This is a genomic window from Peribacillus faecalis (assembly GCF_014712675.1).
GTDB lineage: Bacteria > Bacillota > Bacilli > Bacillales > DSM-1321 > Bacillus_AD > Bacillus_AD faecalis.
The window spans coordinates 39,043-51,464 of sequence record NZ_JACXSI010000069.1; the positions used below are offsets into that span (position 1 = coordinate 39,043).

13 protein-coding genes are annotated in these 12,422 nt (G+C 40.9%); all 13 read left to right on the forward strand.

Going from position 1 to position 12,422, the window contains the following annotated elements; translation table 11 throughout:
- Position 1: 1 nt before the first annotated feature.
- The 13 genes from aroC (at position 2) to lhaT (ending at position 12,382) form a co-directional block, all read left to right on the forward strand.
- Positions 2–1,174 carry a chorismate synthase gene (gene aroC / locus IEO70_RS18880; RefSeq protein ID WP_190999928.1) on the forward strand — a complete coding sequence of 391 codons (1,173 nt, stop codon included), beginning with the start codon at positions 2–4 and terminating at the stop codon, positions 1,172–1,174.
- Positions 1,175–1,176: 2 nt separating this feature from the next.
- Positions 1,177–2,253, forward strand: a complete 1,077-nt coding sequence (gene aroB / locus IEO70_RS18885; protein WP_190999929.1) for a 3-dehydroquinate synthase — start codon at positions 1,177–1,179, stop codon at positions 2,251–2,253.
- A 19-nt stretch (positions 2,254–2,272) separates the two neighbouring features.
- Positions 2,273–2,635 (forward strand): chorismate mutase, encoded by a 363-nt coding sequence (gene aroH / locus IEO70_RS18890; RefSeq protein WP_190999930.1) that lies wholly within the window; start codon positions 2,273–2,275, stop codon positions 2,633–2,635.
- Between the two features lie 161 nt (positions 2,636–2,796).
- Positions 2,797–3,897 carry a histidinol-phosphate transaminase gene (hisC, locus tag IEO70_RS18895; protein ID WP_190999931.1) on the forward strand — a complete coding sequence of 367 codons (1,101 nt, stop codon included), beginning with the start codon at positions 2,797–2,799 and terminating at the stop codon, positions 3,895–3,897.
- 26 nt (positions 3,898–3,923) lie between these two features.
- Positions 3,924–5,027 (forward strand): prephenate dehydrogenase, encoded by a 1,104-nt coding sequence (locus tag IEO70_RS18900; protein WP_190999932.1) that lies wholly within the window; start codon positions 3,924–3,926, stop codon positions 5,025–5,027.
- A gap of 11 nt (positions 5,028–5,038) precedes the next feature.
- Positions 5,039–6,328 carry a 3-phosphoshikimate 1-carboxyvinyltransferase gene (gene aroA / locus IEO70_RS18905; RefSeq protein ID WP_190999933.1) on the forward strand — a complete coding sequence of 430 codons (1,290 nt, stop codon included), beginning with the start codon at positions 5,039–5,041 and terminating at the stop codon, positions 6,326–6,328.
- 310 nt (positions 6,329–6,638) lie between these two features.
- Entirely contained in the window at positions 6,639–7,904 is a 1,266-nt protein-coding gene (locus IEO70_RS18910; RefSeq protein ID WP_190999934.1) for a tetratricopeptide repeat protein, read from the forward strand.
- Positions 7,905–7,991: 87 nt separating this feature from the next.
- On the forward strand, positions 7,992–8,531 hold the full coding sequence (locus IEO70_RS18915; protein WP_190999935.1) for a ReoY family proteolytic degradation factor: 540 nt from the start codon (positions 7,992–7,994) through the stop codon (positions 8,529–8,531).
- A 223-nt stretch (positions 8,532–8,754) separates the two neighbouring features.
- Entirely contained in the window at positions 8,755–9,210 is a 456-nt protein-coding gene (locus IEO70_RS18920) for a YpiF family protein (protein ID WP_190999936.1), read from the forward strand.
- Between the two features lie 166 nt (positions 9,211–9,376).
- Entirely contained in the window at positions 9,377–9,889 is a 513-nt protein-coding gene (locus IEO70_RS18925) for a QcrA and Rieske domain-containing protein (RefSeq protein WP_190999937.1), read from the forward strand.
- Positions 9,890–9,892: 3 nt separating this feature from the next.
- Positions 9,893–10,567 (forward strand): menaquinol-cytochrome c reductase cytochrome b subunit, encoded by a 675-nt coding sequence (qcrB, locus tag IEO70_RS18930; RefSeq protein ID WP_190999938.1) that lies wholly within the window; start codon positions 9,893–9,895, stop codon positions 10,565–10,567.
- Positions 10,568–10,625: 58 nt separating this feature from the next.
- Entirely contained in the window at positions 10,626–11,393 is a 768-nt protein-coding gene (locus tag IEO70_RS18935) for a menaquinol-cytochrome c reductase cytochrome b/c subunit (RefSeq protein WP_190999939.1), read from the forward strand.
- A 398-nt stretch (positions 11,394–11,791) separates the two neighbouring features.
- The gene (gene lhaT, locus IEO70_RS18940; RefSeq protein ID WP_190999940.1) at positions 11,792–12,382 is read left to right on the forward strand and encodes a lipoprotein heptaprenylglyceryl N-acetyltransferase LhaT; all 591 of its coding nucleotides are present in this window, start codon (positions 11,792–11,794) and stop codon (positions 12,380–12,382) included.
- Positions 12,383–12,422: the final 40 nt, after the last annotated feature.

The window sequence follows — 12,422 nt, forward strand, 5'->3', positions numbered from 1 at the left end:
GTTGCGTTATTTAACAGCTGGTGAATCACACGGACCAAAGCTAACAACAATTATTGAAGGTATGCCGGCCGGTGTGCCTTTATTAGCAGAAGATATAAATAAGGATCTTGCTCGGCGCCAAAAAGGGCATGGAAGAGGACGCCGTATGCAAATTGAAACAGATACAGCTGAAATTACATCAGGCATTCGCCATGGTAAAACATTAGGATCGCCAATTGCATTGGTTGTTGAAAATAATGATTGGAAGCATTGGACGAAAATAATGGGCATTGAGCCGATTACGGATGAAGAAGCGGAAAATATTGCCCGTACAATTACAAGACCGCGACCAGGCCATGCTGATTTGAATGGCGGCATGAAATACGGTCACCGTGATTTACGCAATGTTTTGGAGCGTTCATCAGCGCGTGAAACAACGGTTCGTGTTGCAGCAGGAGCAGTTGCCAAAACGCTGCTTTCTCAACTTGGCATTGAAATTGGCTCGCACGTTGTGAAAATTGGCGGAGTTGAGGCGAAAGATTGTTCATATGAAAGCATGAAGCAACTGCAAGAGAAAACGGAAGCTTCTCCAGTACGCTGTTTAGATGAACAAGCGAGTATTGAAATGATGAAAGCAATTGATGATGCTAAGGCGAATGGCGATTCTATCGGCGGTATTGTCGAGGTGGTCGTTGAAGGTATGCCGGCTGGTGTCGGAAGCTACGTGCATTATGACCGAAAGTTGGATTCAAAACTGGCAGCGGCAATCTTGAGTATCAATGCGTTTAAAGGTGTTGAATTTGGTATCGGGTTTGAAGCAGCCGACCGTTTCGGAAGCGAGGTTCACGATGAAATTGCTTGGAGCGAGGAGCGCGGTTATTATCGTTTGACGAATCGATTAGGCGGTTTGGAAGGCGGAATGACAACCGGTATGCCGCTTGTCGTTCGAGGTGTAATGAAGCCGATTCCGACACTGTATAAACCATTGAAAAGCGTAGACATCAACACGAAGGAAGAATTCAATGCCAGCATTGAGCGCTCGGACAGCTGTGCAGTGCCGGCAGCGGCTGTTGTGGCTGAAAGTGCAGTAGCTTGGGAGCTGGCAAGTGCGATTGTTGATCAGTTCCCAAGCGATACATTGAAAGGCTTAAAAGAATATTTGGAGCTATATCGACAACAATTAAAGGAGTTTTGATAATGGAACAGCTAACGATTGAAACGTCTTCTAAAACTTATCCTGTTGTAATCGGTAGCAATTTATATAAGGAACTTCCTGCTTTTATTGAGAAAGAGCTTGCACCGGTTTCCAATGTATGGATTATTTCAGATGAAACGGTTGCATCTTTATATTTACAACCTTTGCAAAACTGTTTGAAATCCGCTTATCCGAACATGGTCACGACCATTGTGCCAAGCGGTGAAAAGGCCAAATCATTTCAAGTGTTTGAACAATGTCATGGAGAGGGCTTGAAGGGACACATTAACAGAAAATCTTTAATTTTGGCATTAGGAGGAGGAGCAACAGGCGATTTAGCTGGCTTCGTTGCAGCCTCTTATATGCGCGGCATCCGTTTTATCGGTTTGCCGACGACATTGCTCGCGCATGATAGTGCAGTCGGCGGGAAGGTAGCCATCAACCATACACTCGGAAAAAATATGGTTGGAGCCTTCCATCAGCCAGAAGCAGTGTTCTATAATTATGATTTGCTCCGTTCATTACCTGAGCATGAGTGGCGCTCAGGGTTTGCTGAGGCAATCAAACACGGGCTCATTCAGGACAAGGATTTTTACCATTGGATGAAAGACAGTGTGACTAACGTCAGTGAAATGCCGGACGATGTTTTGCTTAAAGTGATTCGAAAAGGAATCGGAATTAAAGCGGCAATCGTTAAGCAGGATGAAAGGGAAACGGGCATACGTGAATATTTGAATTTCGGTCATACTTTGGGCCATAGTATTGAAAGCAACTTGGGCTACGGAAAAACGACGCATGGTGAGGCAGTCTTGATCGGCATGATTTTTGCCTTGAAGATGAGCATTGAAAAATGCGGGTTGACCTTTAATATTTCCGAATTTATTGCTTGGGCTAAAAAGCTTGGCTATCAAACGGAATTGCCTGATATAGCCTATGAGGATTTGCTGGTCAGCATGAAAAAGGATAAGAAAACAACAGGAAGCAAGGTCACGTTTGTCGTCTTAAATGAGATCGGCAATCCAAGTACGATTCAATTGGGTGATAGCGAAATTATCGACTGCTTAAAGCGGTATTTTTAACTAAATGGGAGGAAAAAGGATGACTCGAGGAGTAAGAGGAGCGACAACAGTTGCGGAAAATGATGAGAAGCTAATAATTGATGCGACCGAAGAACTTCTCAGAGAAATCATTGAGTGCAATAACATTGAACCTGAAACTGTAGGTTCGGCTATCATTTCTGTCACGGATGATATTACGGCAACCTTTCCCGCAAAAGCTTTGAGAAAAGTAGAGGGATGGAAGTATGTGCCGGTGATGTGCTTCCAAGAAATTCCGGTTCCTGGTGCTTTGGAAAAGTGCGTGAGAATCATGCTGCATTGGAATACAGACAAAAGTCAGCAAGACATTAAACACGTATATTTAAAAGGTGCTAAAGTATTGCGTCCGGATTTAAACCGATAATTAAATGGAGGCTTCTCGAATGCGTTAGCTCGCTTTTGAGAGCCTCTCTCTTATAATTTTAGTTTTTTAAATTATCAGTTAATAAACTATCGTACGGATTAAAAATATGCTACAATAAAATAACTTTATTACTTTAATACGTTAAAAGGGAGTCGATTTAAATGAAGTGGAAAACAAATATACTAGATTTAAAGGCGTATCAGCCAGGCAGATCCACTGAAGCGGTAAAAAAGGAATTCGGCTTAGATAACATTACAAAGCTTGCAAGCAATGAAAATCCTTATGGATATTCATTGAAAGTTTTGGAAACTTTACAGGAAAAGCCATCCCAGTTTGCTATTTATCCCGATGGAAACGGAAGTGTATTAAAAGAAGCGCTATCTAGATTTTATAATCTGCCTGAGGACCGGTTCTTATTGGGTAATGGTTCGGATGAGATTATCGGCATTATCTCACGCAGTATTTTGCGCCCGGGAATCAATACAGTGATGGCGACTCCATCATTTTCGCAATATAAACATAATGCAATAGTAGAAAATGCGGAAGTGAGAGAAATTCCTCTGACAAAAGAGGGCGACCATGACCTTAATGCGATGCTTGAGGCGATTGATGAAAATACAGGCGTTGTGTGGCTGTGCACACCGAATAACCCTTCAGGTGTTTACATTGCGGAAGGTGATTTAATTCCTTTCCTTGAAGCGGTTCCTAAAGATGTAGTAGTTGTTTTAGATGAAGCATATCGCGAATATGTAGTGGCGGAAGACTATCCGGATAGCTTGCAGCTTGTTGAAAAATATCCGAATGTTATCGTTCTTCACACATTTTCTAAAATATACGGCTTAGCTAGTTTCAGAGTTGGCTATGCAATTGCCAACGAAGAAGTTATCGCAAAACTGAATCCTGTGCGCGAACCATTCAATGTCAATACTTTCGGACAATGGGTTTCTGTTGCAGCATTGGAGGATCAAGATTTTGTGGAGAGCTGTCGCGAGAAAAATCGTGAAGGACTGCAGCAATACTATTCTTTCTGTGAAGAAGAGAAATTATCATACTATCCATCGCAAGCCAACTTCATTTTAATAGATTTCGGCATAAGCGGGGACGATGTGTTTCATTATTTGATGAGTAAGGGATATATTGTTCGAAGCGGTGTCGCTCTTGGTTTTCCGACATGTGTCCGAATAACGGTCGGAACTAAAGAACAAAATGACGGCATCATTTCTGAATTGCGTGGATTATTGGCTGAGAAAAGAAATAAATGATCGTAGTTAGCTGAGGAGGAGAAAGCTTGAGAGGTACTGTTTTTGTTATTGGTCTTGGCTTAATTGGAGGATCGGTTGCTCTTGCAATCAAAAATACGCATCGTGATGTCCGTATTTACGGCTATGATATTAACGATAATAGTGCCCAGCTTGCTAAAGCGCTCGGAATTATCGATGATATTTGTGACTCTGTCCGGGCAGGTGCAGAGGAAGCAGATTTAATTATATTAGGTACGCCTGTTAAGCAGACTGTGCAATTAATAGGTGATTTATCTCGCTATTCATTAAAGAAAAATGTGATTGTAACAGATGTCGGCAGTACGAAAATAAAGGTGACAGAAAGCGCTAAGCAACTGGAGAAAAGCGGCGCGACATTTATCGGCGGTCATCCGATGGCAGGCTCGCATAAGAGCGGTCCGGCTGCAGCGAAAGCCCATCTTTTTGAAAATGCTTTTTATTTGCTTACTCCAACGCAACAAGAAGAAGAGAAAAAATTGGCTGAGCTTAAAGCATGGCTGCGCGGTACGAAAGCAAAATTTCTTACAGTTTCTCCTGAGACGCATGACAAGATGACAGGTGTAATCAGTCATTTTCCGCATATTATTGCGGCTGGTCTTGTGCATAGTGCTAAAAGAGCGGCGAAGCAAAATGATTTGGTGGCGCGTCTTGCTGCCGGCGGTTTTAGAGATACGACGAGAATTGCTTCAAGCAGTCCGGAAATGTGGAGAGACATTTTACTTCATAATAAAGATGAGTTATTATTGCTGATGGACGATTGGATTGAACAAATGGCTGAAATTAAGCGCCATATTCAGGCTAGCGACAGCGACTCGATTTTCCGGTATTTCTCAAGTGCGAAGACATTTAGAGACGAATTGCCTGTACGTTCTCAAGGGGCGATTCCAGCATTTTATGATCTGTATGTCGACGTACCCGATTATCCGGGTGTCATTTCTGAAATTACAGGCTATTTAGCGCAGTCAAGAATCAGTATTACGAATATACGTATTTTGGAAACAAGGGAAGAGTTGTACGGTGTGCTCGTTATTTCGTTCCAATCGGAAGAAGACCGGAAGGCGGCAGAGGACTGCCTAGCTGATCATACGAATTATGGGGTATACATAATGTGAGGAGTGAAACGATGGAGAAAATGATAACGAATGTAAAAGGATTGCAAGGAACGGTTGCAGTCCCTGGAGATAAGTCGATTTCTCATCGCGCAATTATGTTTGGCTCGATGGCTGAAGGGAAGACAACAATTGAAAATTTCCTCGCAGGAGATGATTGCCTAAGTACTATTGCTTGTTTCCGCAAACTTGGTGTCGAAATTGCTCAGGATGGAACATCGGTAACTGTAGAAGGGAAAGGTGTCAAGGGCCTTAAGCAGTCGGATACAATTCTTGATGTCGGCAACAGCGGGACGACGATTCGTCTAATGTCGGGTATTCTTTCCTCATTGCCGTTTGAAACGACTTTGGAAGGTGATGAATCAATTGCCAAAAGACCGATGACAAGAGTCGTGCAACCGCTCCGGGAGATGGGGGCGGTAATCGAAGGACGCGAGGATGGAAAATATACGCCGCTTACAATCAAAGGCGGAACGTTAAAGGGAATTACATATACGTTGCCGGTTGCAAGCGCTCAAGTAAAATCTGCTATTCTTTTGGCGGGACTTCAAGCCAATGGCAAAACAACGGTTATCGAAAAAGAAAAAACAAGAAACCATACAGAGACTATACTGCAAATGTTTGGTGGTAATATCGTTAGCGATGGCAATGCAATCACTGTTGAAGGCGGACAATCATTGCAAGCTACTTCTGTAACGGTTCCAGGTGATATTTCATCGGCAGCATTTTTCCTGGCGGCTGGGGCTATTGTTCCAAATAGCACAATCTGTCTGAAAAGTGTCGGCTTGAATGAAACACGCACCGGAATTTTAGATGTGTTAAAAAATATGGGAGCAACAATGACCATTAAACAAACAAATGCTCCTGATGCAGCAGAGCCGATAGGTGATATTACAATTTCAACGTCTAATCTGAAAGCTACAGCTATAAATGGCAGTATTATCCCAAGATTGATTGATGAATTGCCGATTATTGCTCTAATGGCAACACAAGCAGACGGCACAACTGTCATCTCGGATGCGAAAGAGCTGAAGGTAAAGGAAACAAATCGTATTGATACGGTAGTTTCTGAGCTATCTAAACTTGGGGCTGATATCGTCGCTACAGAAGACGGCATGATTATTAAAGGGAAAACATCCTTAAATGGCGGAGAAGTGACTAGCTACGGGGATCACCGCATCGGAATGATGCTTGCAGTTGCAGCGCTCATCTGTCCAGAAGAAGTAACATTGCATGATGCAGAAGCTATTAACGTATCATATCCAAACTTCTTTGAGCATCTGCACCAATTAATGCAAAAATAAATAGACGAAAGCCATCAAAGTGATTTGATGGCTTTTTTTCTTGAAAGATACGAAAGTCAATGAAAAAGGACCGGTAACGGTTTTTCTTACTGTTTGAAGACCCATATATTGTGGAAAAGATAATAACCATATTATGATAGAATAAAGTACACTCTTTTTTTGATTGGCACTGTTAATTTTAATTAGTGATTTTTTAACGTAGATTGTTTGTTGATTGGAGCGGAAAGCGTCCGCCCGCAGCGGAAATCAACACTCTCTTTTAACAGCGCTTTTTGTTTGAAAAAGAAGGAAAAGTTAGGAAGGAATTAATATGGTAACTATCGAAAAAATCTTAGAAAAAATCAATAATGGTGAATTTGAAGAAGCATATCGTCATATACATACAATACAAAACAGCGGTTTGGAAGAGGACATCTTTGTACTTGCTGAAAATCTAGTGGAACTGGGCTTCCTGGAGCAGGCAATCAAGTTGTACGAACAGCTTTTGGCAACGCATCCTGATGAAGGAGAGCTTTTGCTTTCTTTAGCGGAAATCTACATCGAACTTGATCAGGAAGATGATGCGTTAGAGCTTGTCAAACAAGTGAAAAAGGATGACCCCGTCTATCCAAGCGTATTATTGCTAGAAGCCGACCTTTATTCTTTAAACGGATTGTATGAAGTCGCTTATAAAAAGCTGCTTGATGCGAAGAAGTTGCTTCCGGAAGAAACCGTCATAGATTTTGCTTTAGGTGAGCAATGCTACATGCAAGGAAGTTTCCAAGAGGCAATCGGATACTTCGAGACAGTGTTGAAGGAAAACGACGAAATGGCAGGTGTATCTATTAACCAGCGTATTGCGGAATCATACAGCAATCTTGGGCAATTTGAAGAGGCTCTTCCTTTTTATGATAAAAGTCTGCAAAAGAAAATGGAACTTCATACACTCTTCCAATATGGCTTAACCGCTTTTCAGGCAGGTCAATATAAAACAGCAGTCAGCCAACTGACAAAACTTAAAGAAATTGACCATGAATTTCATTCGCTTTACTTATATTTATCAAGCTCTTATGAGATGCTTAATGACTATGAAATGGCTTACAAAATCGCAAAAGAGGGTATAAAACAAGATGAATACAATAAAGAATTGTATTTTAAAGCAGGGAAGCTTTGCTTAAAGCTCAATAAGCAATTGGAGGCTGTTTCATACTTCCGTCAAGCAATTGCTATAGATCCTGGCTATTTAGAGGCAGGCATCACTTTGGCTAAATATTTTATCCAATCGGAAGAATATGAAGAATGTATTGAAACAATTGAAAGTATTACTGAATTAGGGGAAAACGATCCTCAATTTGATTGGCTTCTAGGATATTGTTTCAATCAAGTAGAAGAATTTGATAAAGCCGGAAAGCATTATGCTGAAGCTTATGAGGAATATAGCCAAAATGAAGAATTTTTATTAGAGTATGGATATTTTTTACTTGAAGAAGGAGACATGAAGCTTTTTGCAGAAATTATTAATAAGCTTCTTGCATTCGATCCTTGGAACGAAGAGTATTTATCATTAAAGGAACGTGTTCAATCCAATGAGGAATAGCACTCAAGCAGTGTACAAATCTTTTGGGAGGGTTTTAAACCTTTTCAAAGAAATAAGATAAACAATGCTACAGAGGAGGGATTTAAAATGGCTGCCCTTGTTTCTGTGAACGAAAAAAAGGAATTCATTCGCTGGTTTTTGAATCATTACCAGCTCAAACGACGTGAGTGTGTATGGATACTGAACTACTTAATGAGCCACGATCAGCTGATGAAGAAAGTACATTTTGTTGAGGATGCACAATTTTGTCCCCGCGGTTTGGTAATGTCAACACATTGTGTAGATGAAGCGCCGTTTAAGTTTTATAAGTCCAACATCATGACAACTGATGCGGAAAAATCTTTCCACGATATCCGTTTGAACAGGGATGAGGACATTTATATTACCTTGCACTTTCGCTCAGCTTATTCTTCCTATCACTATGCTGTCGTTCTTGAGAAAAATCCTTTTATACCGAGCAATATGGAAACAAATGAGCAAGACAAAAAAATGGCAGAGCAAGTGTTACAACTTTCGCTGACATCATTTAAAAGAACTCAGCTGCTAAAGCAAATAGATGAAGCGTTGGATCACCATGATCAAGAACTATTTCAAGAGTTAACAACTGCTTTGCAAAATATGGAGTAGCCTTTCGATTCGGAAGGCTATTTTTTTATGGTAAGAAATTTTGAACGCAGATAACTTTCTAACCTTATACCTGCCATGCCCTGTCCTTTTTCATTGATGCGAATTCAAGCGGGAGTTTCAATGAAAAAGGAGCGATAACGGCTTTTTTGAATGTTTTGTGAATTTTATGTAAAAAAATACTAAAAATGGTATGATGAACAAAAAGATAGGGAGCGAAAAAAACATGAAATGGTTACCTCAAGATATGGACATGTTTTTTCAAGCTAGAGAATACGTCGATACAGCAGTCATGCCGCTGATTGGTTTGACGTTTAAAGAGCAAGCGAAGCAAAGTGCTTCTGTTCATGATTTTATATCGATTGTATCGAGGCAGGTTGAGCAGCAGTTTAAAGGAAGAGTCCTATTAATGCCTCCATTGACATATTGCAGTGATTGGTCTAAAGAAGAAAGGCTCGAATTATTATTAAAGTGGAAAGCAGATTTGGATAAACAATTTTCTCATGTGCTATTTCTTACGTCTGACGCGGAATGGAAAACACTTGAAATGGAGATTGGTCAGAGCTTGCTTTGGATAAGCCCTATTCCTTTAGAACATTTAGAAGAAAAATATAAGCAGCCAATGATGGAAGAACAAGTCAAAATGTTATTGAAAGTAATTAGTCAAAAATGGAAAAAATGAATAAAATATGAAATTTTGGGTATGCAACACACAAATACCAAATTTTGTGTTATCAGAATATTGACCTTATTTTGGTAATGAAGTATCATGGGGATGTCCTAGTTTTATAGAATTATATTGATAATTGTCCGTCGGACTGAAGTTTTTTAGGTAGAGGGGGGATTTTATGAGTAAACAGCGCGTTTCAAGACGTCAATTTCTGAACTATACGTTAACAGGTGTAGGCGGTTTCATGGCGGCGGGGATGCTAATGCCTATGGTGCGTTTTGCAGTCGATCCTGTTTTAAAAGCGAGTGCAAGCGGTGATTTTGTAGCAACGACCATGAAGGAAAGCGACCTGACGACTGAGCCTCAGCGTGTCAGCTTTTTAGTTCAGCAGAAAGATGCATGGTATGATTCCGAAGAAACAAGAGTAGCGTGGGTTTTTAAAGATGAAGCTGGCGAGATTGTTGCACTATCTCCAATCTGTAAACATCTTGGGTGTGTAGTAGATTGGAATACAGATTCCAAAAATCCGAATAGGTTCTTCTGCAACTGCCATAACGGATTATATGAGAAAAATGGCATGAATGTTGAAGGCACACCGCCAATGGGACCTCTAGACATGTATTTAGTACAGGTCGAAGACGGAATTATCAAATTAGGTGCAATAGAGCCAAACAGAAACAAGGGGGCGTAATGTATGCTAAACAAGATCTATGATTGGGTGGACGAGCGAATCGATATTACGCCTCTGTGGCGCGATATTGCCGATCATGAAGTACCTGAGCATGTTAATCCGGCCCATCATTTCTCAGCATTTGTTTATTGTTTTGGTGGATTAACATTTTTTGTTACGGTTATTCAAGTATTATCCGGAATGTTTTTGACGATGTATTACGTACCGGATATTAAAAATGCTTGGGAATCGGTTTATTATTTGCAAAATGAAGTAGCATTCGGAAAAATCGTTCGTGGTATGCATCACTGGGGAGCATCAGTCGTTATTGTTATGATGTTTTTACATACTTTAAGGGTTTTCTTCCAGGGAGCCTACAAAAAACCACGTGAGTTGAATTGGGTTGTCGGAGTTTTAATTTTCTTCGTCATGTTAGGTCTTGGATTTACAGGTTATTTATTGCCATGGGATATGAAAGCGTTGTTCGCAACAAAGGTTGGTCTGGAAATTGCGGGTTCTGTTCCCCTTATTGGCGACCAGATTAAGACCTTGCTGGCAGGGGATCCTACAATAGTCGGAGCTGTAACGTTAACACGATTCTTTGCAATCCACGTGTTCTTCTTGCCGGCAGCATTACTTGGATTGGTGGCTGTCCACTTCATGATGATTCGTAAGCAAGGTATATCCGGTCCGTTGTAAGCCGAAAGGTGATAAATTTGAAATTTAGAAGCTTTTAACAAGAGGAGGGGATTGTACGATGCATCGTGGCAAAGGAATGAAGTTTGTAGGTGATTCACGTATTACTGCTGTGAAAACACCGAATATTCCGAAAGATTACTCGGAGTACCCTGGGAAAACGGAAGCATTCTGGCCCAACTTTCTTTTGAAAGAATGGATGGTAGGAGCGGTCTTCTTAGTTGGATTTTTAGCTTTATGTGTTGCTCATGATCCGCCTTTGGAGAAAATGGCCGATCCGGCAGCTGTCGGATATATACCGTTACCTGACTGGTACTTTTTATTCTTATATCAATTATTGAAATATACGTATGCTTCCGGTCCATACAATGTGATTGGAGCAATGGTTATGCCTGGTTTGGCATTTGGTGCGTTATTGTTGGCGCCATTTATCGACCGCGGACCGGAAAGACGTCCTTTTAAGCGTCCGTTTGCAACAGGCTTCATGTTGCTGTCTGTTATCAGCATTTTCTATTTGACTTGGGCTTCTGTTGATATGCATGACTGGGAAGCTGCCAAGAAGCAAGGTGAGATTGTATTAGGACCTGAAATTGACCAAGAAGATCCTGGCTATGCTGTTTATGAAGCGAGCGGCTGTATCGGCTGTCACGGCGGAAACTTGGAAGGCGGACCTGGAGCCCCTACTTTAGCCGGAACGGGATTAACAGCTGAAGAGATTGCTGAAATCGCTGTAAATGGAACAGGTTCTATGCCGGCCGGTTTATATAAAGGCACAGACGAAGACCTGCAACTGCTTTCTGAATTTATAGCAGGAATTGAAGCTGAATAAGAAAGAAGAGAAAGATGGTTAAGGCTTACAAGCTTTAAACCATCTTTTTTTAAGTTTTAGGAAATTATAAATCTACATTTTGTATAAGTTGAAAATAGTGTATCGCCGTCTAGCTCCAGCGCCCAGCCTATTGCCCTTCGGCAGCCTCCTTCGATAAGTCAACGCGAAATGTGGAATCGGCCCGCAAGCAAGGTACAGCGACTAAAGGCGCTGCGTCTGCATATCTTCGTCGCTGTGACTCTCGTCCTTCGTGTTTCCTATGTCTCTGTCGGCGGCCTCCAGTTCATACGGTGCTTTTTAGGGGGCGCTTACGCTTTTGTTCTAATTTCTTTTTCTTTCATGACTGTAGTATGATAGATTAACATATTAGATTTATAAGAGATAAGGAGGAAAAGTGAATGAATGAGATTTATGCCATTCTCCGTAATAAAAAATTTATAGTGTTTCTTTTGATCATAAATATTTTTGGCACGATATACGGATATGATTGGTATGGACACCAGCTTGCAGAAACCGAATTGATTTTCATTCCGTTTGTTCCGGACAGCCCTACTGCATGCTTGTTTTTTGTAATTGTACTGATTGGATTTCTTATGAATAAAAATTGGGGGGTGTTTGAGGCGCTTGCGTTCATTTCATTATTTAAGTACGGCGTTTGGGCGGTAGTTATGAATGTATGGACATTAATGGTCAGCGATAATTTCCATTGGACAGGGTATATGTTGATGGCTTCTCATGCTGCAATGGCTATTCAAGCTTTACTGTATTCACCTTTTTACCGAATAAAAGTGTGGCACCTCTCCGTTGCTGCTGTATTCACATTACATAATGAAATCATTGACTATGTATTTGGGCAAATGCCTTGGTATGGTTCATTGTCGGTTTATATAAATGAAATTGCTTACTTTACTTTCTGGCTGAGTGTCCTTTCAATTTTTGTCTGCTACTATTTTGGTATGAAAAAACAATGCTGGACGTTAACGCTGTAGACTTATCATTTAATTGTTTTGAATTTTAGTTATACTAGCA

Excerpts from the sequence above, each read along its gene's own strand:
- aroB (WP_190999929.1), top strand. The coding sequence starts at position 1,177 with ATGGAACAGCTAACGATTGAAACGTCTTCTAAAACTTATCCTGTTGTA.
- aroH (WP_190999930.1), top strand. The coding sequence starts at position 2,273 with ATGACTCGAGGAGTAAGAGGAGCGACAACAGTTGCGGAAAATGATGAG.
- hisC (WP_190999931.1), top strand. The coding sequence starts at position 2,797 with ATGAAGTGGAAAACAAATATACTAGATTTAAAGGCGTATCAGCCAGGC.
- aroA (WP_190999933.1), top strand. The coding sequence starts at position 5,039 with ATGGAGAAAATGATAACGAATGTAAAAGGATTGCAAGGAACGGTTGCA.
- IEO70_RS18910 (WP_190999934.1), top strand. The coding sequence starts at position 6,639 with ATGGTAACTATCGAAAAAATCTTAGAAAAAATCAATAATGGTGAATTT.
- IEO70_RS18915 (WP_190999935.1), top strand. The coding sequence starts at position 7,992 with ATGGCTGCCCTTGTTTCTGTGAACGAAAAAAAGGAATTCATTCGCTGG.
- IEO70_RS18920 (WP_190999936.1), top strand. The coding sequence starts at position 8,755 with ATGAAATGGTTACCTCAAGATATGGACATGTTTTTTCAAGCTAGAGAA.
- IEO70_RS18925 (WP_190999937.1), top strand. The coding sequence starts at position 9,377 with ATGAGTAAACAGCGCGTTTCAAGACGTCAATTTCTGAACTATACGTTA.
- qcrB (WP_190999938.1), top strand. The coding sequence starts at position 9,893 with ATGCTAAACAAGATCTATGATTGGGTGGACGAGCGAATCGATATTACG.
- IEO70_RS18935 (WP_190999939.1), top strand. The coding sequence starts at position 10,626 with ATGCATCGTGGCAAAGGAATGAAGTTTGTAGGTGATTCACGTATTACT.
- lhaT (WP_190999940.1), top strand. The coding sequence starts at position 11,792 with ATGAATGAGATTTATGCCATTCTCCGTAATAAAAAATTTATAGTGTTT.